This window comes from Streptomyces sp. AHU1, assembly GCF_045343905.1.
Taxonomy (GTDB): domain Bacteria; phylum Actinomycetota; class Actinomycetes; order Streptomycetales; family Streptomycetaceae; genus Streptomyces; species Streptomyces triticiradicis.
In genome coordinates this window covers 3,611,880-3,633,597 of sequence record NZ_CP174283.1, presented here as the reverse complement: position 1 = coordinate 3,633,597, position 21,718 = coordinate 3,611,880, and the positions used below count along the sequence as shown (strand labels likewise).

Below are 21,718 nucleotides of genomic sequence, written 5' to 3'. Positions count from 1 at the left end.
GCCCGGCGGGCCTCCCTTCGCGTACGGTTGACGGCTGCCCAGCACGTCAGAAGGGGGCGCCCGGTGGCCGCTCAGGCTCAGCAGGAAACCGCGCTCGGCTCGGTCCGTACGTCCGTACCGGATGAATCCGTCAAGGACGACTCCGTACGGGACCGTGAGATCGCTGTCGAACAGGAACATCTGGACCGGGTCTACCGGCGCCTCGAGGAGAAGATCCACGAGGCCGAGTTCCTCATGCACGACGCCGCCCAGCGCGGTCACGTCGGCACACCGGGGGCGCTCGCGGAGCGGGACGCCCAGGTGTTCCGCGCGGGAATCCACCTCAACCGTCTCAACAACGAGTTCGAGGACTTCCTCTTCGGCCGGATCGACCTGCTCCGCGGCAAGGACGGCGTGAAGGGGCCCGACGGCGCCTACACGGCGGTGGAACCCGCCGAGGGCGCGGTCCGCGAGGACAGCACCGCCGACATCGCCGAGACGCTCCACATCGGCCGCATCGGTGTCCTGGACGCCGAGTACGCGCCGCTGGTGATCGACTGGCGGGCACCGGCCGCCGCCCCGTTCTACCGCTCCACCCCGGTCGACCCCGGCCGGGTCGTGCGCCGCCGGGTCATCCGCTCCAAGGGCCGCCGGGTCCTCGGCGTCGAGGACGACCTGATGCGCCCGCAGGTGAAGGCCTCCCTCGACGGCCGTGAGCTGCCCGTCATCGGCGACGGCGCGCTCATGGCCGCGCTCGGGCAGGCCCGCAGCCACACCATGCGGGACATCGTGGCGTCCATCCAGGCCGAGCAGGACCTGGTGATCCGCGCGCCCGCCGCGTCCGTGACCTACGTCGAGGGCGGCCCCGGCACCGGCAAGACGGCCGTCGCCCTGCACCGGGCCGCCTATCTCCTCTACCAGGACCGCCGCCGGTACGCGGGCGGCATCCTGATCGTCTCCCCGACCCCGCTGCTCGTCGCCTACACCGAGGGCGTGCTGCCCTCGCTCGGCGAGGAGGGGCAGGTCGCGATCCGTGCGATCGGCTCCCTCGTCGACGGCGTGGCCGCCACGCTGTACGACTCCCCGGCCGTCGCCCGCGCCAAGGGCTCGTACCGGATGCTGAAGGTGCTGCGGAAGGCGGCGCGCGGGGCGCTGGAGGCACCGGCCGGAGCGGCCGGCGGCGCCGCCGGCCAGCTCGCCCTCGGTGAGCCGGAGGCGGCTCCCGCGGGTGCTCCCACCCGGCTCCGGGTCGTCGCCTTCGGGCGCCGGCTGGAGCTGGAGTCCGCCGAGCTGGACCGCATCAAGCACAACGCGCTCGGCGGGACCGCGCCGGTCAACCTGCTGCGCCCGCGCGCCCGCAGGCTGCTGCTGGACGCGCTGTGGTCGAAGTCGGGCGCCGGGAGTCGCCATTCGGACCCGGAACTGGCCGCCGAGCTGCGGTCCTCGTTCGACGAGGACGTCACCTCCGAGGACAGTTTCACGGCGTTCCTGGACGCCTGGTGGCCGGAGCTGACCCCGCGCGGGGTGCTGGCCGCCATGGCCGACGAACGGCGCCTGGGGCGCTGGGCGCGCCGGATCCTCAACCCCGGGGAGGTCCGCCGGGTGGCCCGCTCGCTCAAGCGGGACGGGTTCTCCGTGCACGACGTGGCGATGCTCGACGAGCTGGAGGCGATCGTCGGGGCGCCCGCCCGGCCCAAGAAGCGCCGCGACCTGGACCCGCTGGACCAGCTCACCGGTCTCGAGGAGCTTATGCCGGTGCGCGAGGAGACGCAGCGCGAGCGCGCCGAGCGGCTGGCGCAGGAGCGGACCGAGTACGCGCACGTCATCGTCGACGAGGCGCAGGACCTCACGCCGATGCAGTGGCGGATGGTCGGCCGGCGCGGGCGGCACGCCACCTGGACGGTCGTGGGCGACCCGGCCCAGTCCTCCTGGTCCGACCCCGACGAGGCGGCGGAGGCCCGGGACGAGGCGCTCGGCACCCGTCCCCGGCGCCGCTTCACCCTCACCGTCAACTACCGCAACCCGGCGGAGATCGCCGAGCTGGCCGCCAAGGTCCTCGCCCTGGCCATGCCGGGCTCGCCGTCGCCGTCCGCCGTGCGGTCCACCGGCGTCGAGCCCCGGTTCGCGGTCGTCGGGGACTCCCTCGCCGAGACCGTGCGCGCCGAGGCGGCCCACCTCCTCGACCGGGTCGACGGCACCGTGGGCGTCGTCGTCGCCATGAACCGGCGCGAGGAGGCCGCTCGCTGGCTCGCCGGACTCGGGGACCGCGTGGTGGCCCTGGGAAGCCTGGAGGCCAAGGGCCTGGAGTACGACGCGACGGTGGTCGTCTCGCCCGCGGAGATCGCCGACGAGTCGCCCGCCGGGCTGCGGGTGCTGTACGTCGCCCTGACCCGGGCCACGCAGCAGCTGACCGTGGTCTCCAGCGGCCGTGACGAACCCGACGCGGACGGCGTGCCCGACCTCCTGCGGGACTGACGCCCGCCCCGTGCCCCGTCCCGGCCGAAAAGATCTCCCGGGACGGGAATTGCTCCACGGGAATCCTTTGTTACCTTTGACGTGGCACCGGCCCGATCCAAGCCCCCGGGCCCAACCTTCGTCGCTACGAGCGACCACTTGCCGCGAGGCGAGCATGGCGGGTCGGTGTCATTGAACGTCGTCCTTCACCGAAGGACCGAAAGAGGCCCACGTCACCGTGACGTGGGCCTCTTTCGTCGTGCCGGGGCGGCCTCCGGCGCGGGGACCGCCCTCTCGTAGGGTGGAATCCGTTTTCCGGAATCGCGAACCCCGGCGAACAAAACGTTCGCAATCCGGGGCGACTACCGCGTACTCAGGGGTAGGTGCGACGATCGGACGGCACAAAGCAGTGTCTCGGTGAAAGCAGAGGAAGTCGGCCATGGCAACGGCGCCCAGCGTCTCCTACTCGATGACGGTCCGGCTGGAGGTGCCCGCGAGCGGAACCGCGGTCTCCCAGCTCACCACGGCCGTGGAGTCCAGCGGAGGCTCGGTGACCGGCCTCGACGTGACCGCGTCCGGCCATGAGAAGCTCCGGATCGACGTCACCATCGCCGCGTCCTCCACCTCGCACGCGGACGAGATCGTCGAGCAACTGCGGCACATCGAGGGCGTGACCCTCGGCAAGGTCTCCGACCGTACGTTCCTCATGCACCTCGGCGGCAAGATCGAGATGCAGTCCAAGCACCCGATCCGCAACCGTGACGACCTCTCCATGATCTACACCCCGGGCGTGGCCCGGGTGTGCATGGCGATCGCCGAGAACCCCGAGGACGCCCGCCGCCTCACCATCAAGCGCAATTCCGTTGCGGTCGTGACGGACGGCTCCGCGGTGCTGGGCCTCGGCAACATCGGCCCGAAGGCCGCGCTGCCCGTCATGGAGGGCAAGGCGGCCCTCTTCAAGCGCTTCGCCGGCATCGACGCCTGGCCGCTGTGCCTGGACACCCAGGACACCGACGCGATCGTCGAGATCGTCAAGGCGATCGCCCCCGGCTTCGCGGGCATCAACCTGGAGGACATCTCCGCGCCGCGCTGCTTCGAGATCGAGGCCCGGCTGCGCGAGGCCCTCGACATCCCCGTCTTCCACGACGACCAGCACGGCACCGCGATCGTCGTCCTCGCCGCCCTGACCAACGCACTTCGCGTCGCGGGCAAGGCGATCGGCGACATCAGGGTCGTCATGTCCGGCGCCGGAGCGGCCGGTACGGCCATCCTCAAACTGCTGATCGCGGCGGGCGTGAAGCACGCCGTCGTCGCCGACATCCACGGTGTCGTGCACGCGGGCCGCGCCGACCTCGTCGACGCCGATCCGGACTCGCCGCTGTGCTGGATCGCCGACAACACCAACCTCGAAGGCCTCACGGGCACGTTGAAGGAGGCGGTGCAGGGCGCCGACGTGTTCATCGGCGTCTCCGCCCCGAACGTGATCGACGGCGACGACGTGGCCTCGATGGCGGAGAACGCCATCGTGTTCGCGCTCGCGAACCCCGACCCCGAGGTCGACCCGGCAATCGCCCGCCAGACCGCGGCAGTTGTGGCCACCGGCCGCTCCGACTTCCCCAACCAGATCAACAACGTCCTGGTGTTCCCGGGCGTCTTCCGTGGCCTCCTGGACGCCCAGTCGCGTACCGTCAACACGGACATGATGCTGGCCGCCGCGACCGCGCTCGCGAACGTGGTGACCGAGGACGAGCTCAACCCGAACTACATCATCCCCAGCGTCTTCAACGACAAGGTCGCGGGCGCGGTCGCCGGAGCGGTGCGCGACGCGGCGAAGGCGGCGGGGACGACGGACGCGGCCGACGCGACCGTGTAGCACGGACCGGGCCGGGCCGCACGCCCGTGCCGCACCGGCCGTCCTCCCGTCTGTGACGGGCGCCACGGCCGCCCGGAACCCGGCGCGTCGCGGAACGCGGGGCCTGTGGCCGCCTCTAGGGTGGCGGCCAGGCTCAGGCCTCGCAGGGCCTCTTCGTGTGACCCCCAAGGGTGTTCGTGTGACTCCCAGGGGTGCCGGATTGGCTTTCCCGCCGCAGGTGGGGGCAGGATGCGTCTTTGGGCGCGACGGTCCGGCTACGGACCCGGGTCCGGGAGCCGACCGAGGACCCTGGCAGCATCGGCTTCACTGTGCCCGATATGCGGCTCCGCCGCGTGGCACGCCTCAACAGCAAGAAGAACACGGGAGTAACAACATGAACCGCAGTGAGCTGGTGGCCGCGCTGGCCGACCGCGCCGAGGTGACCCGCAAGGACGCCGACGCCGTTCTGGCCGCTTTCGCCGAGACCGTCGGCGAGATCGTCGCCAAGGGCGACGAGAAGGTGACCATCCCCGGCTTCCTGACCTTCGAGCGCACCCACCGTGCCGCTCGCACCGCGCGCAACCCGCAGACCGGCGACCCGATCCAGATCCCGGCCGGCTACAGCGTCAAGGTCTCCGCGGGCAGCAAGCTCAAGGAAGCCGCCAAGGGCAAGTAAGCCCGGCGCCGGCACGTTCCCCGCGGACGCGGGACGCGGGACGCGTGAGAGGCCCAGCAACGCCAATGGGGCGGCCCCTTTCAGGGGGGCCGCCCCATTGGCGCTGCGTTCACCCGGGGGACGACCCCCGGGCCCCCGGCCGGAAGAGCGGTCGGCCGGGGCGGATCGGAAGGGCTGGGATCAGCCGAGTGCCTTGCCCGGCAGCTCGACCTTCGCGCCCAGCTCCACGAGCTTCTCCATGCTGTGTCTGTCCGGGGGACGACCCCCGGACCCCCGGCCGAGAAGTGCCGGAGCGGGCCGGGGCGGGGTGGAGGGGCTGGGGTCAGCCGAGTGCCTTGCCGGGCAGTTCGACCTTCGCGCCCAGCTCCACGAGCTTCTCCATGAAGTTCTCGTAGCCGCGGTTGATCAGGTCGATGCCGTGGACACGGGACGTGCCCTGTGCCGCCAGCGCCGCGATCAGGTACGAGAAGCCGCCGCGCAGGTCGGGGATGACCAGGTCGGCGCCCTGCAGCTTCGTGGGGCCCGAAACGACCGCGGAGTGCAGGAAGTTGCGCTGGCCGAAGCGGCAGTTGGAGCCGCCGAGGCACTCGCGGTAGAGCTGGATGTGCGCGCCCATCTGGTTCAGCGCGGACGTGAAGCCCAGCCGGGACTCGTACACCGTCTCGTGGATGATCGACAGGCCGGTGGCCTGCGTCAGGGCCACGACCAGCGGCTGCTGCCAGTCCGTCTGGAAGCCGGGGTGGACGTCCGTCTCCAGCGCGATGGACTTGAGCTGCGAGCCCGGGTGCCAGAAGCGGATGCCCTCGTCGTCGATCTCGAAGGCGCCGCCCACCTTGCGGTAGGTGTTCAGGAACGTCATCATCGAGCGCTGCTGGGCGCCGCGGACGTAGATGTTGCCCTCGGTCGCCAGCGCCGCGGAAGCCCAGGAGGCGGCCTCCAGGCGGTCCGGGAGGGCCGCGTGGGTGTAACCGCCGAGCGAGTCCACACCGGTGATGCGGATCGTGCGGTCGGTGTCCATCGCGATGATGGCGCCCATCTTCTGCAGGACGCAGATCAGGTCCTCGATCTCCGGCTCGACGGCCGCGTTCGAGAGTTCCGTGACGCCCTCCGCGAGCACCGCGGTCAGCAGCACCTGCTCGGTCGCGCCCACGGACGGGTACGGCAGCTGGATCTTGGTGCCGCGCAGCCGCTGCGGGGCCTCCAGGTACTGGCCGCCCTCCCGCTTCTCGATCTTCGCGCCGAACTGCCGCAGCACCTCGAAGTGGAAGTCGATCGGCCGGCCGCCGATGTCGCAGCCGCCGAGGCCCGGGATGAAGGCGTGGCCGAGACGGTGCAGCAGCGGGCCGCAGAAGAGGATCGGGATGCGCGACGAGCCCGCGTGGGCGTCGATGTCGGCGACGTTCGCGCTCTCGACGTGCGAGGGATCCATGATCAGCTCACCGGGCTCGTCACCCGGGCGTACGGTCACACCGTGCAACTGCAGCAGCCCGCGTACGACACGTACGTCGCGGATGTCGGGGACGTTGCGCAGCCGGCTCGGCCCGCTGCCCAGCAGGGCGGCGACCATGGCTTTCGGTACGAGGTTCTTCGCACCGCGGACACGGATCTCGCCCTCAAGCGGGGTTCCGCCATGGACAAGCAGGACATCGTCGTTGACGGTCATGTATCTCGCGTTCCGATGAGTTGGGCAGGTGTGGGTCGGCAGGCCGGTCGTACGGGAGCCGAACAGCAAGGGTAATGGCCGCCCGCCCCGGCGCAGTAAGCCCGAGCAGGACTCAGCTGGGTCATAGCTTGGACACAACACGAGCCGTTCCGGATCGGGCACGTGGGGTCACCGTTGCCCGTGTGCGCGGGCAACGCTCCGTTGCGCCCTGAGCTGCATTCACTCCCGTACGCGTATTGGCTCCCCACATGAAGGGAATGTGCGGGATCATGTCTGGCATGACCGAGGTGTCCTCGCTCACAGGGCGGCTGCTCGTGGCCACGCCCGCCCTGGCGGACCCGAACTTCGACCGCGCGGTGGTGCTGCTCCTCGACCACGACGAGGAGGGCTCCCTCGGTGTCGTCCTCAACCGCCCGACCCCGGTGGGTGTCGGCGACATCCTGGAGAACTGGGCCGGCCTGGCCGGGGAGCCGGGGGTCGTCTTCCAGGGCGGCCCCGTCTCGCTGGACTCGGCGCTGGGGGTGGCGGTCATCCCGGGCGGCATGGCGGGGGAGCGCGCGCCGCTCGGCTGGCGGCGGGTGCACGGCGCGATCGGTCTCGTGGACCTGGAGGCCCCGCCCGAGCTGCTCGCGTCCGCCCTCGGCTCCCTGCGCATCTTCGCCGGGTACGCGGGCTGGGGACCGGGCCAGCTGGAGAACGAACTGGCCGACGGCGCCTGGTACGTCGTCGAGTCCGAACCCGGCGACGTCTCCTCCCCGGCGCCGGAACGGCTGTGGCGCGAGGTCCTGCGTCGCCAGCGCAGCGAACTGGCGATGGTGGCGACGTACCCGGACGACCCCTCCCTGAACTGACCGGCGCACCGGCCCCGGGCCATCCGGCGGACGTGCGCGGCCCTTCCCCCGACCGATGGGTGCGGGCCCCAGTACCCTTGGCTCCATGAGCACTCTTGAGCCTGAGACCCAGCCCCAGCGAGGCACGGGGACGGGGACCCTCGTGGAGCCGACGCCGCAGGTGTCGCACGGCGACGGGGACCACGAGCGCTTCGCCCATTACGTCCAGAAGGACAAGATCATGGCGAGCGCGCTGGACGGCACGCCCGTGGTGGCGCTGTGCGGCAAGGTGTGGGTGCCCGGCCGTGACCCGAAGAAGTATCCCGTGTGCCCCATGTGCAAGGAGATCTTCGAGTCCATGGGCGCCGGCGGCGACCAGGGCAAGGGCGGCGACAAGAAGTAGGCCGGGCTCCGCCCCCGGCGCGGTACGCCGCACGGACCACCCACGGCCGCGACGCCCCTCTGCGGGGGCGTCGCGGCCGTGTCGTGTGTGTGGGGCGGGGCTGTTCTCGGGGTTCCGTGATCACAGAGTGGTGTAGACCTCTTGTGGCCGGGTTCGCGTACTCCATAGCCTCCGGAGTGTTGTGCGATGCGGAACCGCCGTGGCGCGTACCGCGACACGCTCTGCCGGAGGACGCCCGATGAAGCCCAGTGCCCCCGGATCCCCGCGGTCCGGACGATGACCGTCCTCGTGCCGGGCGGTGCCCCGCGGCCCCTGACCGTCACGGTCCCGATGGTGACCGTCTCCGTGCCGGGCGGTGCCCGGCGCTCTCCGGCGGGCCGGGCGGGCGGGGTCCGCCGCGCCCCCGTTCCGGAGGCCCCGGCCTTCTCGCGGACCTTTCCCGCGCACCCCGGAGCGGCGGGAATTCGCCCGCGAGTTCCCCCGGAGTCTTCTCGCCGCGTACTCCGCCGAGGCCGCCCCCGCACTCGCCGGAATTCTCCGGACGACGGCGCCGGAACGATTCCGCTTCCGAATCCGGACCGCCGTGCCGATCATGTTCCCGGCCGTGTCGAGGACACCCGCCGAAGTCCCGCCGGACCTCTCTTCCCCTTCTCGTTCCGCTTCTCGCGGGACTTCGCCCGGCCGGGCGTCCCGGGTTCGGCGGACCCGTCGCCCACGGCCTTCCCGCGGCCCCTCGCGCCCGTGGTGCCGCGCGGTTTCACCGCGGCCGTCGCGGACGCGCGGAAGGCGGTCGTGAACCCGGCCGGGCGGGCCGGGGACGCTTTCTCCGGCGGGCCGGATTTCCGCCCGCCTTCTCCCGGCTCACGGCCGCCGGGGTGTTTTCCCGCGCCCGTCGGCGGGGGAACGGTTTCCGCTTCCGGAACGCCTTCTCCCCGGCGCCACCGCGCGCGGTCCGCGCGGACGTCACCCCTCGTCCCGAGCGAACCGGAGAATCCGACCGGACGGTACGGCGGGTGCCCCGGCGGTGACGGCCATTCACGTGCCGGTCTTCTTCGTACGAGCACCCCGGTGACCCGTCTCCGGCCCCGGCGACGGTAAAGGACTGAAGGACGGATGGACATGATGGATACGGGCCTCATTCCCGCTCCCCTCGCCGCCGAAGGCGCCGGGAGCGGACGGTTCGCGCTGGACGCCGACACCGTCCTGTGGGCCGCGCCCGGCACGGACGGCACCGGCCGCTGGCTCTGCTCGACGCTCGGTGCCGCACTCGGACTGCCGCTGCGACCTGGCCCGCGGGACGCTCCGCGCGCCGTACGCCTGCTCCTCGACGGCGCTCTGGGGCCGGAGGCGTACCGGCTCGACGTCGGCGACGGCGGCGTCGAGATCCGCGGCGGCGACGCGGCCGGGGTCTTCTGGGGCGCCCAGACGCTGCGTCAGCTGCTCGGCCCCGACGCTTTCCGCCGCGCCCCGGTCCGTCCGCGGACGGCGTACGAAATCGAGCACGTGATCATCGAGGACGCGCCCCGATTCCGCTGGCGCGGTCTGATGCTCGACGTCTCCCGGCACTTCATGCCCAAGGAAGGAGTTCTGCGCTACCTCGATCTGCTGGCCGCGCACAAACTCAACGTCTTCCACTTCCACCTCACCGACGACCAAGGGTGGCGTGTTCAGATCAAGCGCTACCCGAAGCTGACGGAGATCGGTTCCTGGCGGGCGCGCACCAAATTCGGCCACCGGGCCTCGCCGCTGTGGGAGGAGAAGCCGCACGGAGGCTTCTACACCCAGGACGACATCCGGGAGATCGTCGCGTACGCGGCCGAGCGGCATATCGCCGTCGTCCCCGAAATCGACATCCCCGGACACTCCCAGGCGGCCATCGCCGCGTATCCGGAACTGGGCAACACCGATGTCGTCGACACGGCCTCCCTGACCGTCTGGGACAACTGGGGCGTCTCCGAAAACGTACTCGCCCCCACCGACAACACCCTGCGCTTCTACGAGGGGGTCTTCGAGGAACTCCTGGAGCTGTTCCCGGCGGACCCCGGCCGCTTCCCGGAGTTCTCGGGCTTCTTCCACATCGGGGGCGACGAATGCCCCAAGGGCCAGTGGCGGAAGTCGGCCGTGGCGCAGGCGCGCATCAGGGAACTCGGGCTCGCCGACGAGGACGGGCTGCAGTCCTGGTTCATCCGGCACTTCGACACCTGGCTGTCCGCGCGCGGACGACGGCTGATCGGCTGGGACGAGATCCTGGAGGGCGGTCTCGCGCCGGGCGCCGCGGTGTCGTCGTGGCGCGGCTACCAGGGCGGCGTCACGGCCGCGCGCGCGGGCCACGACGTCGTCATGTGCCCCGAGCAGCACGTGTACCTGGACTACCGCCAGGCCGCGGGCGAGGACGAACCGGTGCCGATCGCCTATGTGCGCACCCTGGAGGACGTCTACCGCTTCGAGCCGGTTCCGCCGCAGCTCACCGAGGCGGAGGCGCGGCACGTGCTGGGCACCCAGGCCAACGTGTGGACCGAGGTGATGGAGGACCCCGCGCGCGTGGACTACCAGGCGTTCCCGAGGCTCGCCGCCTTCGCCGAGGTCGCCTGGAGCCGCCTGCCGGCCCCCGGCGAACGGGACTTCGCCGGCTTCGAGCGGCGGATGGACGCCCACTACGGACGACTCGACGCCCTCGGGGTGGCCTACCGGGCGCCCACGGGTCCGCGGCCGTGGCAGCGGCGGCCCGGGGTGCTCGGACGCCCTGTCGAGGGGGCGCCCCCGAGGGTGTGAGACGGCTCACTGCCGGCCGGCACCGGTGCCAGGGGCCCGGTGCCGTTGCCCCACAAGGAAAAGTGCCCCCAAGCGTCACCGAAGAGTGACAATCGGCTTCCAGCGGCGATGCCGTGCGAAAACCGGTCATCTCCCAGGTGAGAGGGGCGAATGCCTCCTAGCGGACCCCTGCGTCGAGGGGCCGGGAAGATGTGCCAGAGTTGCCACGTCCGCCCTGTCAGCACGTACCGTACGGCAGCACAGGTGGGACCAGGTGGGGCAGCGGGAAGGGGCAACCGGTTTGACCACGCACGCACCGCAGACGGCGCAGGCCGTGACGCTGCCCGTCTCGCTCGACGAGGCGGTGGCGGCACTGTCCGCCATGCCCACGGCCGTTCCGGTCGCGGGCGGCACGGATCTGATGGCCGCGGTCAACTCCGGACAGCTGCGGCCGGCCGCGCTCGTCGGCCTCGGCAGGATCACCGAGATCCGCGGCTGGCAGTACCAGGACGGCCACGCGCTGCTCGGCGCGGGCCTCACGCACGCCCGCATGGGCCGCCCCGACTTCGCCGCCCTCATCCCGGCGCTCGCGGCCGCCGCGCGGGCGGCCGGACCACCGCAGATCCGCAACGCCGGCACCCTCGGCGGCAACATCGCCTCGGCCGCGCCCACCGGGGACGCGCTGCCCGTACTGGCCGCCCTGGAAGCCACGTTGATCATCGCGGGGCCGGGCGGAACCCGCCGCGAGATCCCCGTGTCGCACCTGCTCGCCGGCGTGGACATGCTCCGCGGCGGAGAACTCATCGGCTACGTGCGCGTGCCGCTGCTGCACGCGCCGCAGGTCTTCCTGAAGGCCACCGGCCGCACCGGACCGGGGCGCGCCATCGCCTCCGTGGCGGTCGTCCTCGACCCGGCCCGGCGCGGCGTGCGCTGCGCCGTCGGCGCCATAGCGCCGATGCCGCTGCGGCCGCTGGACGCGGAGGCATGGGTGGCCCAGCTGATCGACTGGGACAACAACCGCGCGATCGTCCCGGAGGCGCTGCACGCGTTCGGCGAGTACGTGGCCGCGGCCTGCATCCCGGACCCCGTCCCCGCCGAGGACGGAACCCTGGCACCGCTCCCGCCCGCCGTACTGCATCTGCGGCGCACCGTCGCCGCGCTGGCCCGACGAGCACTTGGAAGGGCACTGTCGTGACCGACGACCAGCACGAAGAGGGCGCCGCGCACAGCGGGGGCCGCTGGGACCCGCTGCCCCAGGGCGACTACGACGACGGGGCCACCGCCTTCGTCCAGCTCCCCGAGGGCGGCATAGAAGCGCTCCTCGCCGCCCGGGAGCCGCTCGCCGCGCCCGGACACGGCTACGTGCCCCCGCAGATCGCCGTGGCGCCCGCCCCGCCCGAGGCGGCGGACCCGGCCGCCGGCGGAACCTGGGCCGGCCAGGGCGGCAACGCCCCGTGGCCGGACCCGGAGACCGCGCAGCCGGGTGCGGGCGCCCACGACGACCGGTTCGCGTACAACCCGGGGTCCACCGGGCAGTGGCAGTTCGACGACGGCACGGGGCACGGCCAGGGCCAGGGCCCCGGACACGACGTGACCGGACAGTGGTCGATCCCGGTGGCCGGAGGCGATCTGCCGGACGAATCGGGCGAGTTCACCACCTCGGCGCTCGTCGAGCAGTGGGGCGGCACACCGCCCGCCACGCTCCCCGGCGGCGCGGCCGCCCCCTGGGCCGGCGAGATCGGACAGGCCTGGACCGCCGACGCGCGCGAAACGGCCGCTGAGGCCCCCGCCGGGCAGTCGGGGCAGCCGGAGGCCGGATCGGTCCCGGGGGCCGCCCAGGAGCCCGTACAGCCCGCTCATGAGGCCCCTGAGCCCGCCGCCGACCCCGAGCCGGTGCCCACGGAGGCGCACGAGGCGTCCGAGCCGGATCCGGCGCACGAGGCCGCCGTGACGGACGACGGGACGCCGGACGCGGACCTCCTGGCCCCCGCCGGACACGACGACCACCCCCTCGCCTCCTACGTCCTGCGCGTCAACGGCGCCGACCGCCCGGTCACCGACGCCTGGGTCGGCGAGTCGCTGCTGTACGTGCTGCGCGAGCGGCTCGGCCTCGCGGGCGCCAAGGACGGCTGCTCGCAGGGCGAGTGCGGCGCCTGCAACGTCCAGGTGGACGGCCGGCTCGTGGCCTCCTGCCTGGTGCCCGGCGTCACCGCCGCCGGCAGCGACGTGCGCACCGTCGAGGGCCTGGCCACCGACGGGCAGCCCTCCGACGTCCAGCGGGCCCTGGCCAGGTGCGGCGCCGTGCAGTGCGGCTTCTGCGTCCCCGGCATGGCGATGACCCTGCACGACCTGCTGGAGGGCAACCCCGCGCCGACCGAGCTGGAGACCCGCCAGGCGCTGTGCGGCAACCTGTGCCGCTGCTCCGGCTACCGCGGTGTCCTGGACGCCGTGCGTGAGGTCGTCGCCGAACGCGAGGCGCACTCCGCCGCCGCGGCCGACGCCGAGGCCGCCTCCGGGGCGGACGAGGCCCGCATCCCGCACCAGGCCGGCCCCGGCGCTGGCGGCGTCCACCCGTCCGCGTACGACGACGGTGCCGCCTACGGTTCACCGGCACAGCACGACCAGCCGTACGGCCAGGACGGAGGCCAGGCGTGACCAACCAGACCGTGACCGCGACACCGGCGGCGCCCGAGACGGGCCCCGAGCCCCTGCCGCACGGGCTCGGCGTCTCGCTGCCCGCCGCGGAGGACCGCGCCAAGACCGAGGGCACCTTCCCCTACGCCGCCGACCTGTGGGCCGAGGGCCTGCTGTGGGCCGCCGTGCTCCGCTCGCCCCACGCGCACGCGCGCATCGTGTCCATCGACACCAGCCACGCGCGCGAGATGCCCGGCGTGCGCGCCGTCATCACCCACGAGGACGTGCCCGGCACCCCGCTGCACGGCCGCGGCAGGGCCGACCGCCCGGTGTTCGCCTCCGACGTCGTGCGCCACCACGGGGAGCCCATCGCGGCCGTCGCCGCCGATCACCCGGACACCGCGCGGCTGGCCGCCGCCGCCGTCATCGTCGAGTACGAGGTGCTCGAACCGGTCACCGACCCGGAGCACGCCTTCGAGGCCGAACCGCTGCACCCCGACGGCAACCTGATCCGGCACATCCCGCTGCGCCACGGCGACCCGGACGCGGTCGGCGAGGTCGTCGTCGAGGGCCTGTACCGCATCGGCCGCCAGGACCCCGCCCCCATCGGCGCCGAGGCCGGACTCGCCGTGCCCCGCCCCGACGGCGGCGTCGAGCTCTACATCGCCTCCACCGACCCGCACAGCGACCGCGACGCGGCCGCCGCCTGCTACGGCCTCGAACCCGCGCGCGTGAAGGTCGTCGTCACCGGCGTCCCCGGAGCCACCGCCGACCGCGAGGACCAGGGCTTCCAGCTCGCCCTCGGCCTGCTCGCCCTGAAGACCGGCTGCCCGGTGAAGCTCACCGCCACGCGCGAGGAGTCCTTCCTCGGCCACGCCCACCGGCACCCGACCCTGCTGCGCTACCGGCACCACGCCGACGCCGAGGGCAACCTGGTCAAGGTCGAGGCGCAGATCCTGCTCGACGCGGGCGCCTACGCCGACACCTCCGGCGAGTCGCTGGCCGCCGCGGTCTCCTTCGCCTGCGGCCCCTACGTCGTCCCGAACGCCTTCATCGAGGGCTGGGCCGTGCGGACCAACAACCCGCCCTCCGGCCACGTGCGCGGCGAGGGCGCCCTCCAGGTCTGCGCCGCCTACGAGGCCCAGATGGACAAGCTGGCGAAGAAACTCGGGGTCGATCCCGCGGAACTGCGCCTGCGCAACGTCATGGCCACGGGCGACGTCCTGCCGACCGGCCAGACGGTGACCTGCCCGGCGCCCGTCGCCGAGCTGCTCCAGGCCGTGCGCGACTACCCGCTGCCCGCCCTCCCCAAGGACACGCCCGAGGACGAGTGGCTGCTGCCCGGCGGCCCCGAGGGCGCGGGCGAACCCGGCGCCGTACGCCGTGGCGTGGGCTACGGACTCGGCATGGTGCACATGCTCGGCGCCGAGGGCGCCGACGAGGTCTCGACGGCCACGGTCAAGGTCCACGACGGCGTCGCCACCGTGCTCTGCGCGGCCGTGGAGACCGGCCAGGGCTTCACCACGCTGGCCCGGCAGATCGTCCAGGAGACCCTCGGCATCGACGAGGTGCACGTGGCCCCCGTCGACACCGACCAGCCCCCGGCCGGTCCGAGCTGCCGGGGACGCCACACCTGGGTGTCCGGCGGAGCGGTGGAGCGCGCGGCCAAGATGGTCCGCACGCAGCTGCTGCAGCCCCTGGCGCACAAGTTCGGCATGTCCACCGAACTGCTCCAGATCACCGACGGCAAGATCACCTCGTACGACGGAATGCTGTCGACCACGGTCAGCGAGGCGCTGGACGGCAAGGAGCTGTGGGCGACCGCGCAGTGCCGCCCGCACCCGACCGAACCGCTGGACGAGCACGGCCAGGGCGACGCCTTCGTGGGCCTCGCCTTCTGCGCCGTCCGCGCGGTGGTGGACGTCGACATCGAGATCGGCTCGGTCCGGGTCGTGGAGCTGGCGCTCGCCCAGGACGTCGGCCGGATCCTCAACCCGGCACAGCTCAGGGCCCGCATCGAGGCCGGCGTCACCCAGGGCGTGGGCGCCGCGCTGACCGAGAACCTGCGGACCAACCGCGGCGTGGTCCGGCACCCCGACCTCACCGGCTACGCCCTGCCGACCGCCCTGGACGCGCCCGACATCCGCATCGTCAAGCTGATCGAGGAGCGCGACGTCGTCGCCCCCTTCGGCGCCAAGGCGGCCAGCGCGGTGCCGGTCGTGACCTCGCCCGCGGCCGTCGCGTCCGCCGTGCGGGCGGCCACCGGCCGGCCGGTCAACCGTCTGCCGATCCGTCCGCAGGCGGCGGTGGTGACCGCTTCGTGAGCACGGGGGAGCCGGCGGCCGGAGGACCCGCGCCGCACGGCTCCGCCCCGCACGACCCCGCCCCGGCCCCCGGCGCCGAGGACGGGCGGCCGCGCTACGAATCCCCGCCCAGTGCGGGGAAGCTGCTGATCTGGGTACTGCTGTTCGTGCCGGCGGCCCTGGCCGTCGTCCTGGGCGGCGTGTACTTCACCTGACACCGCCCGCGGCACCGTGCGGCCCGGACCTGGCACGGCCCGCGGCACCGTGCGGCCCGGCGTGAGGTCCGTCGCAGGGCCGGCCGCGCGACCACCGCCCCCGGCCCGTCGCGCGCCCCCCCGCGGATGGCCGGATACCGGCGGTTCCCGTTCCGCTCGCGACGCCGTCCCCCGTGCCGTCTTCCAGGCCGTTTCCCGTGCCGTTCCCCCGCCGCGGACGGCCCTCGTCCCGGCGATTCCCGTTCCCGGACGGCTTGTTCGCGCGCCCCCTGGCGTTGTCAGTGGGGCGGCGTATCGTTCTGGTCGATGGGGAACCGCCGTGGAGCGACCGGCAGTTCTCTCCGGGGGAAGCAGGATGCGTTCACATGCGCGGGGGAGCCATGAGCACGACTGACACCGATGTCGGCGGCGTGATCACACTGACCGACGACGAGCTGGATCCGTTCGTCACGCACGCGGGCACCCGGGACCGGCTCACCGGCCCCGGACTGCCCCGCGAGAGCGCGCTGCTCGGCTTCGGCACCCTGCGGGAGCACGGTCTGCGCACCGTCGCCGACCTGGCGGGCGACGCCGAGAGACTGGCCGGGGAACTGCGCGACCAGCTCGTCATCGGGGCGCTGCGCAGCCTCGACCGGGACCTGGAGTCGATCGTGCTGGACGGGACGACGGGCGAGGTCTCCTCGGCGTACGTCCGGCGGAACCCCGCCCGCCTGGACCTCTCCCCCCTGGCACCTTCCCTGGACGCCCTGCTGCGCTTCGCGGCGGCCACCGAGGAGCTCACCCTGTCCCGGGGCCGGCCGGGCCCGTTCGGCCCGAAGGCGGTCGCGGAGGTGTCGGACCGGCTGAGCGCCGTCTTCGAGGACGCCACGGGCGAGGACGTGCCGCCGTACTGGCGGATGGCCGCGCTGATCCGCCCGCTCGCCCGGATCGCCGGGCCCGGTGAGGGACTCGTCCTCGGTCTGCCGGAGCGGCTGCTGGACGAGGAGTTCGGCGCGGGCGAGATCATGCGCTTCGAGGACGTCGACTTCCCGCCCGCCCTGACGCACGAGCCGACCCGCCGCTTCCTGCGGGAGTCGGGCCTGCCCGAGGACGGCTTCCTCTTCCAGCTGGACACCGAGATGCCGCTGGCGGTCCTCACCGAGTACTACGCGGACGACGAGGGCTGCGACGCGTTCTCCGCCGCCCTGCTCCCCGCCTCGGCCGACCGCCTGATACGCCTCGGCCACCTCCTGGAGGACACGGGCCTGGTGGTGGACGGGGCCACGGGCGCGGTGCTCGCCTGGAGCGAGCCGGACCTCACCCTGCGCCCGCTCAACGCGGACGTCTCCACGCTGGCGTTCACCCTCTGGCTCCTCCACCGCGAGAGGACCGTCGACGCGGCCCACCACCTCAGCGACTCCTACGGACAGCTCGCCGCCACCCTGACCCAGACCCTCGCCGCCGTCGACCCCACCGCCTGCGACCGGACCCCGGCCCTCCCGGGCGACGACGGCCGGCGCCACTGGCCGGAGATATTCGAGGACCGCTCGGCCGGCACGCTGTACGCGTAGCGGCCCCGGCCGCCCTGTCGAGGGGCGGAAAACGGATCGGCCGCCCCAACCGGGACGGCCGACCTCCGTACGGAGACCGCGGCGGGATTCGAACCCACGTAACTCGAGTTGCAGTCGAGCCCCTGAACCACTCGGGCACACGGTCGTCATCAGGTGCGGCACGGCTCACTCGTTCCGAACCCGATGAGAAGACCGTAGGCGGGGCGCGGGAAGGGGCTCAAGGGTTCCGGCGCCGCTGCAACGCGACTGCCACACGCCGTTCACGAAGGGCGGGGAGGCCCCCGGAAACGGGACCCGCGACGGCCCGGGGGAGTGGTCCTAGGTCCAAAGGACTGCTTGATCACCGTCCGCCGACAGGAGTCAAGGGAGGCCGCGCACCTTACGCTGACCGGCATGACAGCAGTGGAAGCGGGCGAGGCCGTGACGGTTCCGGCCGGGAGCGGGACGGCGGGCGACGGCGACGGCGAGGGCGGAGTGCTGGGCCGGGCGTACCGGGCGCTCACCGTCGGGATCGTGTCCGTGGTGCTGGTCATCGCGTTCGAGGCGACGGCCGTGGGGACGGCGATGCCCGTCGCCGCGCGGGAGCTCGACGGGGTCGCCCTGTACGCGTTCGCGTTCTCCGGGTACTTCACGACGAGCCTGCTCGGGATGGTGCTCGCCGGGCAGTGGTCCGACCGCGACGGACCGCTGGCCTCGCTCGCCTCGGGCATCGGCGCGTTCGCCGCGGGATTGCTGCTGTCCGGGACGGCCGGCGGCATGTGGGTGTTCATCCTCGGGCGAGCCGTCCAGGGGCTCGGCGGCGGACTCGTCATCGTCGCGCTCTACGTCGTCGTCGGGCGGGCCTATCCGCAGCGGCTGCGCCCCGCGATCATGGCGGCGTTCGCGGCGGCCTGGGTGGTGCCGTCCGTGGTCGGACCGCTCGCCGCCGGCGCGGTCACCGAGCACCTCGGCTGGCGCTGGGTGTTCATAGGGATTCCGGCGCTGGTCGGCGTTCCGCTCGCGCTCGCGCTGCCGCAGATACGGCGGCGGGCGTCCGGGCCCGCCGGAACGGGTGACCGCGCGCCGCTGGACCGGCGGCGCGTCCGGCTCGCCTTCGGGATCGCCCTGGGCGCGGGGCTGCTCCAGTACGCCGCGCAGGATCTGCGGCCGCTCTCCCTCGTCCCCGCCGCGGCCGGTGCCGCACTGCTCGTTCCGGCCGTGCGCGGGCTGCTGCCCCGCGGCACCTGGCGGGCGGCACGCGGACTGCCGTCCGTGGTGCTGCTGCGCGGGGTCTCCGCCGGTGCCTTCATCGCCGCGGAGTCCTTCGTGCCGCTGATGCTGGTCACCCAGCGGGGGCTGTCGCCGACGCTCGCCGGCCTCTCGCTCGCGGCCGGCGGCGGGACCTGGGCCCTGGGCTCATGGGTGCAGGCGCGGCCGGGCGTGGAGCCGTACCGGGAGCGCCTGATGTTCCTCGGCATGCTGCTGGTCGCGGCGGCCGTCGCCGCCGCGCCGAGCGTGCTGATCCCCGCCGTACCGGTGTGGACCGTCGCCGTCGCCTGGGGGTTCGGCTGCTTCGGGATGGGCCTGGTGATCGCCTCGACCAGTGTGCTGCTGCTCCAGCTCTCGGCCCCCGAGGAGGCCGGCGCCAACTCGGCCGCCCTGCAGATCTCCGACGCCCTGTCCAACGTGCTGCTGCTCGCCGTCGGCGGAGCGGCCTTCGCGGCCCTGGGCGGCGGCTCGGTGGCCGGCGCGGCCACGGCGTCCGGCGCCCACGGCTCCCACCCGGCCGCCTTCGCCGCCGTGTTCCTGCCGATGGCGGGAGTCGCCCTGCTGGGCGCGTGGGTGACGACACGGCTGCGAGAGCGGTGAACGGACGCCCGCGCGGTCACCGCCGCCCGCGCCCACGAGGGCCACGCGCCACCGGCCCCGCCGCCGGTCCCGCCGACTGGTCCGGCAGGTGTCGCCGCTGGTTTCGCCGGTGGGCCCGGCAGGCCCCGGCGAAGGGCTCGACAAGCGTCGCCGCCGGGCTCAGGAGGACCGTGCCGCCGGTCCCACGGACGGGCCCGGCAGGTTGTCGCCGACGGGCCCGACCGATGCCGTCGCCGACCTCGCAGGCCGGTCTCGTCCCGGGGCGCCGCCGGTCCTGCCGAGCGGTCCGTGCCCGTGCCGCCCGCGCGGAACTCCGGTCGATCCCGGGCAGGTGCCGCCCGCGCCCGAGCGCGTGAGGGCCGCGTCGCCGGTCCCGCCGAGTGGTCCGTGTCCGTGCCGGCGCGGTGTCCGTGGGCCCGGTCCCGTCCGTTCCGGAAGGGTTCCGGGCGTGCGCGGCCGTCGCCGGAGGCGGCCCGTGCGGAGCGCGGACCGGGGTGCCGGGGGTGCGGCCGGGTGATCTGTGACCTCAGTCCCATCCACCGCCGCCCCGGCCCGGTACGCACATCGTCGTCATCCGGGCGCCGGTAGGGTGGCCCGGTTGTCATACGTAGCCGAGCCGCCCGCGCGCCTCCCGTCACGCCACATCCGACGCGCCGCGCGCGGACCCGGACGCTCCCATTCGACACCCAGACCGGAGACCGTGACTACCACCGCCGCCAGCACCTCCTCGCACACCCACCACCTCTCGCCCGCCTTCCCCGGACGAGCCCCCTGGGGCACCGCCAGCAAGCTGCGCGCCTGGCAGCAGGGGGCGATGGAGAGGTACATCCAGGAGCAGCCGCGCGACTTCCTCGCCGTAGCCACCCCCGGCGCCGGAAAGACGACGTTCGCGCTGACCCTCGCGTCCTGGCTGCTGCACCACCACGTCGTGCAGCAGGTGACCGTCGTCGCGCCGACCGAGCACCTGAAGAAGCAGTGGGCCGAAGCCGCCGCGCGGGTGGGGATCAAGCTCGACCCCGAGTACAGCGCCGGACCCCTCAGCAAGGAGTACCAAGGCGTCGCCGTGACGTACGCCGGTGTCGGAGTGCGGCCGATGCTGCACCGCAACCGCTCCGAGCAGCGCAAGACCCTCGTCATCCTCGACGAGATCCACCACGCCGGTGACAGCAAGTCGTGGGGCGAGGCCTGCCTGGAGGCGTTCGAGCCGGCCACCCGCCGGCTCGCGCTCACGGGCACGCCCTTCCGCTCCGACACCAACCCCATCCCCTTCGTCACGTACGAGGAGGGCAACGACGGGATCCGGCGGTCCTCCGCCGACTACACGTACGGCTACGGCAACGCGCTGGCCGACCACGTCGTGCGGCCCGTCATCTTCCTCTCCTACAGCGGCAACATGCGCTGGCGCACCAAGGCGGGCGACGAGATCGCCGCCCGGCTCGGCGAGCCGATGACCAAGGACGCCGTCAGCCAGGCCTGGCGCACCGCGCTGGACCCGCGCGGCGAGTGGATGCCGAGCGTGCTGCGCGCCGCCGACCAGCGCCTCACCGAGGTGCGCAAGGGCATCCCGGACGCCGGGGCGCTCGTCATCGCCTCGGACCAGGACTCCGCGCGCGCGTACGCCAAGCTGATCCGCGAGATCACCGGCACCAAGGCGACCCTCGTGCTGTCCGACGACACCGGCGCCTCGAAGCGGATCGACGACTTCTCGGCGAGCAACGACCGGTGGATGGTCGCCGTCCGCATGGTGTCGGAGGGCGTGGACGTGCCGCGCCTGGCCGTCGGCGTGTACGCCACCACCATCTCGACCCCCCTCTTCTTCGCCCAGGCCGTCGGCCGTTTCGTACGGTCCCGCAGGCGCGGCGAGACGGCGTCCGTGTTCCTGCCGACGGTCCCCGACCTCCTCACCTTCGCCAACGAGATGGAGGTCGAGCGCGACCACGCCCTCGACCGGCCCAAGAAGGAGGGCGAGGAGGACCCGTACGCCGAGTCCGAGAAGGAGATGGAGGAGGCGAACAAGGAGCAGGACGAGGACACCGGCGAGCAGGAGCAGTTCTCCTTCGAGGCGCTGGAGTCCGAGGCCGTCTTCGACCGGGTCCTCTACGACGGCGCCGAGTTCGGCATGCAGGCCCACCCGGGAAGCGCGGAGGAGCAGGACTACCTCGGCATCCCCGGGCTCCTCGAACCCGACCAGGTGCAGTTGCTGCTCCAGAAGCGGCAGGCCCGGCAGATCGCGCACAGCCGCAAGAAGCCGGACGAGGAGGCGGACCTCCTCGAACTGCCCGCCGAGCGGCGTCCCGTGGTCTCCCACAAGGAGATGCTGGAACTGCGCAAGCAGCTCAACACCATGGTCGGCGCCTACGTCCACCAGAGCGGCAAGCCGCACGGCGTGATCCACACCGAGCTGCGCCGGACCTGCGGCGGCCCGCCGAGCGCGGAGGCCACGGCCGGACAGCTCCGGCAGCGGATCGCCAAGGTCCAGGAGTGGGCCACCCGGATGCGCTGACGTCCGGGCGGCGGAGCGCGTGTCCGCGGTGACGCCTGCGGTGACGTCCGTGGGGAA

14 protein-coding genes and 1 tRNA gene are annotated in these 21,718 nt (G+C 73.3%); 13 read left to right on the top strand and 2 right to left on the bottom strand.

The window, feature by feature from the left end:
• Positions 1 to 63: 63 nt before the first annotated feature.
• The 3 genes from ACICHK_RS16340 to ACICHK_RS16330 all read left to right on the top strand — a co-directional run bounded on the left by ACICHK_RS16340 (position 64) and on the right by ACICHK_RS16330 (position 4,961).
• The gene (locus ACICHK_RS16340; protein ID WP_406837482.1) at positions 64 to 2,454 is read left to right on the top strand and encodes a HelD family protein; all 2,391 of its coding nucleotides are present in this window, start codon (positions 64 to 66) and stop codon (positions 2,452 to 2,454) included.
• 418 nt (positions 2,455 to 2,872) lie between these two features.
• A complete protein-coding gene (locus ACICHK_RS16335; RefSeq protein WP_406837481.1) occupies positions 2,873 to 4,306 on the top strand; it encodes an NAD-dependent malic enzyme in 1,434 nt (477 codons plus the stop codon).
• A gap of 373 nt (positions 4,307 to 4,679) precedes the next feature.
• Positions 4,680 to 4,961 (top strand): HU family DNA-binding protein, encoded by a 282-nt coding sequence (locus ACICHK_RS16330; RefSeq protein ID WP_007382399.1) that lies wholly within the window; start codon positions 4,680 to 4,682, stop codon positions 4,959 to 4,961.
• A 322-nt stretch (positions 4,962 to 5,283) separates the two neighbouring features.
• Here the strand turns inward: ACICHK_RS16330 and murA are convergent, their stop codons facing one another.
• The gene (gene murA / locus ACICHK_RS16325) at positions 5,284 to 6,624 is read right to left on the bottom strand and encodes a UDP-N-acetylglucosamine 1-carboxyvinyltransferase (protein WP_151470931.1); all 1,341 of its coding nucleotides are present in this window, start codon (positions 6,622 to 6,624) and stop codon (positions 5,284 to 5,286) included.
• A gap of 278 nt (positions 6,625 to 6,902) precedes the next feature.
• Between murA and ACICHK_RS16320 the strand changes: the two genes are divergently transcribed.
• From ACICHK_RS16320 to ACICHK_RS16285, 8 genes are all read left to right on the top strand, one after another.
• Positions 6,903 to 7,475, top strand: coding sequence for a YqgE/AlgH family protein (locus ACICHK_RS16320; protein ID WP_151470930.1), 573 nt, complete (start codon positions 6,903 to 6,905; stop codon positions 7,473 to 7,475).
• Between the two features lie 85 nt (positions 7,476 to 7,560).
• The gene (locus ACICHK_RS16315) at positions 7,561 to 7,857 is read left to right on the top strand and encodes a DUF3039 domain-containing protein (RefSeq protein WP_103554931.1); all 297 of its coding nucleotides are present in this window, start codon (positions 7,561 to 7,563) and stop codon (positions 7,855 to 7,857) included.
• A gap of 1,113 nt (positions 7,858 to 8,970) precedes the next feature.
• Positions 8,971 to 10,629, top strand: coding sequence for a beta-N-acetylhexosaminidase (locus ACICHK_RS16310; RefSeq protein WP_406837480.1), 1,659 nt, complete (start codon positions 8,971 to 8,973; stop codon positions 10,627 to 10,629).
• A 280-nt stretch (positions 10,630 to 10,909) separates the two neighbouring features.
• A complete protein-coding gene (locus ACICHK_RS16305) occupies positions 10,910 to 11,803 on the top strand; it encodes a xanthine dehydrogenase family protein subunit M (RefSeq protein WP_151470929.1) in 894 nt (297 codons plus the stop codon).
• Complete coding sequence (locus ACICHK_RS16300; RefSeq protein WP_406837479.1) at positions 11,800 to 13,263, top strand: 2Fe-2S iron-sulfur cluster-binding protein; 1,464 nt, start codon at positions 11,800 to 11,802, stop codon at positions 13,261 to 13,263. Before ACICHK_RS16305 ends, ACICHK_RS16300 begins: the two co-directional genes overlap by 4 nt.
• The gene (locus ACICHK_RS16295) at positions 13,260 to 15,566 is read left to right on the top strand and encodes a xanthine dehydrogenase family protein molybdopterin-binding subunit (RefSeq protein ID WP_406837478.1); all 2,307 of its coding nucleotides are present in this window, start codon (positions 13,260 to 13,262) and stop codon (positions 15,564 to 15,566) included. Before ACICHK_RS16300 ends, ACICHK_RS16295 begins: the two co-directional genes overlap by 4 nt.
• Positions 15,563 to 15,760: a hypothetical protein gene (locus tag ACICHK_RS16290; protein ID WP_406837477.1), complete on the top strand. Its 198-nt coding sequence runs from the start codon at positions 15,563 to 15,565 to the stop codon at positions 15,758 to 15,760. Before ACICHK_RS16295 ends, ACICHK_RS16290 begins: the two co-directional genes overlap by 4 nt.
• A gap of 380 nt (positions 15,761 to 16,140) precedes the next feature.
• Positions 16,141 to 17,310, top strand: a complete 1,170-nt coding sequence (locus tag ACICHK_RS16285) for an SUKH-4 family immunity protein (protein ID WP_406837476.1) — start codon at positions 16,141 to 16,143, stop codon at positions 17,308 to 17,310.
• Between the two features lie 73 nt (positions 17,311 to 17,383).
• On the opposite strand, the gene ACICHK_RS16280 is transcribed toward ACICHK_RS16285, so the two are convergent.
• Positions 17,384 to 17,455, bottom strand: a tRNA-Cys gene (locus tag ACICHK_RS16280).
• Between the two features lie 248 nt (positions 17,456 to 17,703).
• On the opposite strand from ACICHK_RS16280, the gene ACICHK_RS16275 reads away from it, so the two are divergent.
• Together ACICHK_RS16275 and ACICHK_RS16270 are read left to right on the top strand one after the other, a co-directional pair.
• Positions 17,704 to 19,158, top strand: coding sequence for an MFS transporter (locus ACICHK_RS16275; RefSeq protein ID WP_406837475.1), 1,455 nt, complete (start codon positions 17,704 to 17,706; stop codon positions 19,156 to 19,158).
• A gap of 700 nt (positions 19,159 to 19,858) precedes the next feature.
• Complete coding sequence (locus tag ACICHK_RS16270; protein ID WP_103553564.1) at positions 19,859 to 21,661, top strand: DEAD/DEAH box helicase; 1,803 nt, start codon at positions 19,859 to 19,861, stop codon at positions 21,659 to 21,661.
• The last annotated feature ends 57 nt before the right edge of the window (positions 21,662 to 21,718 follow it).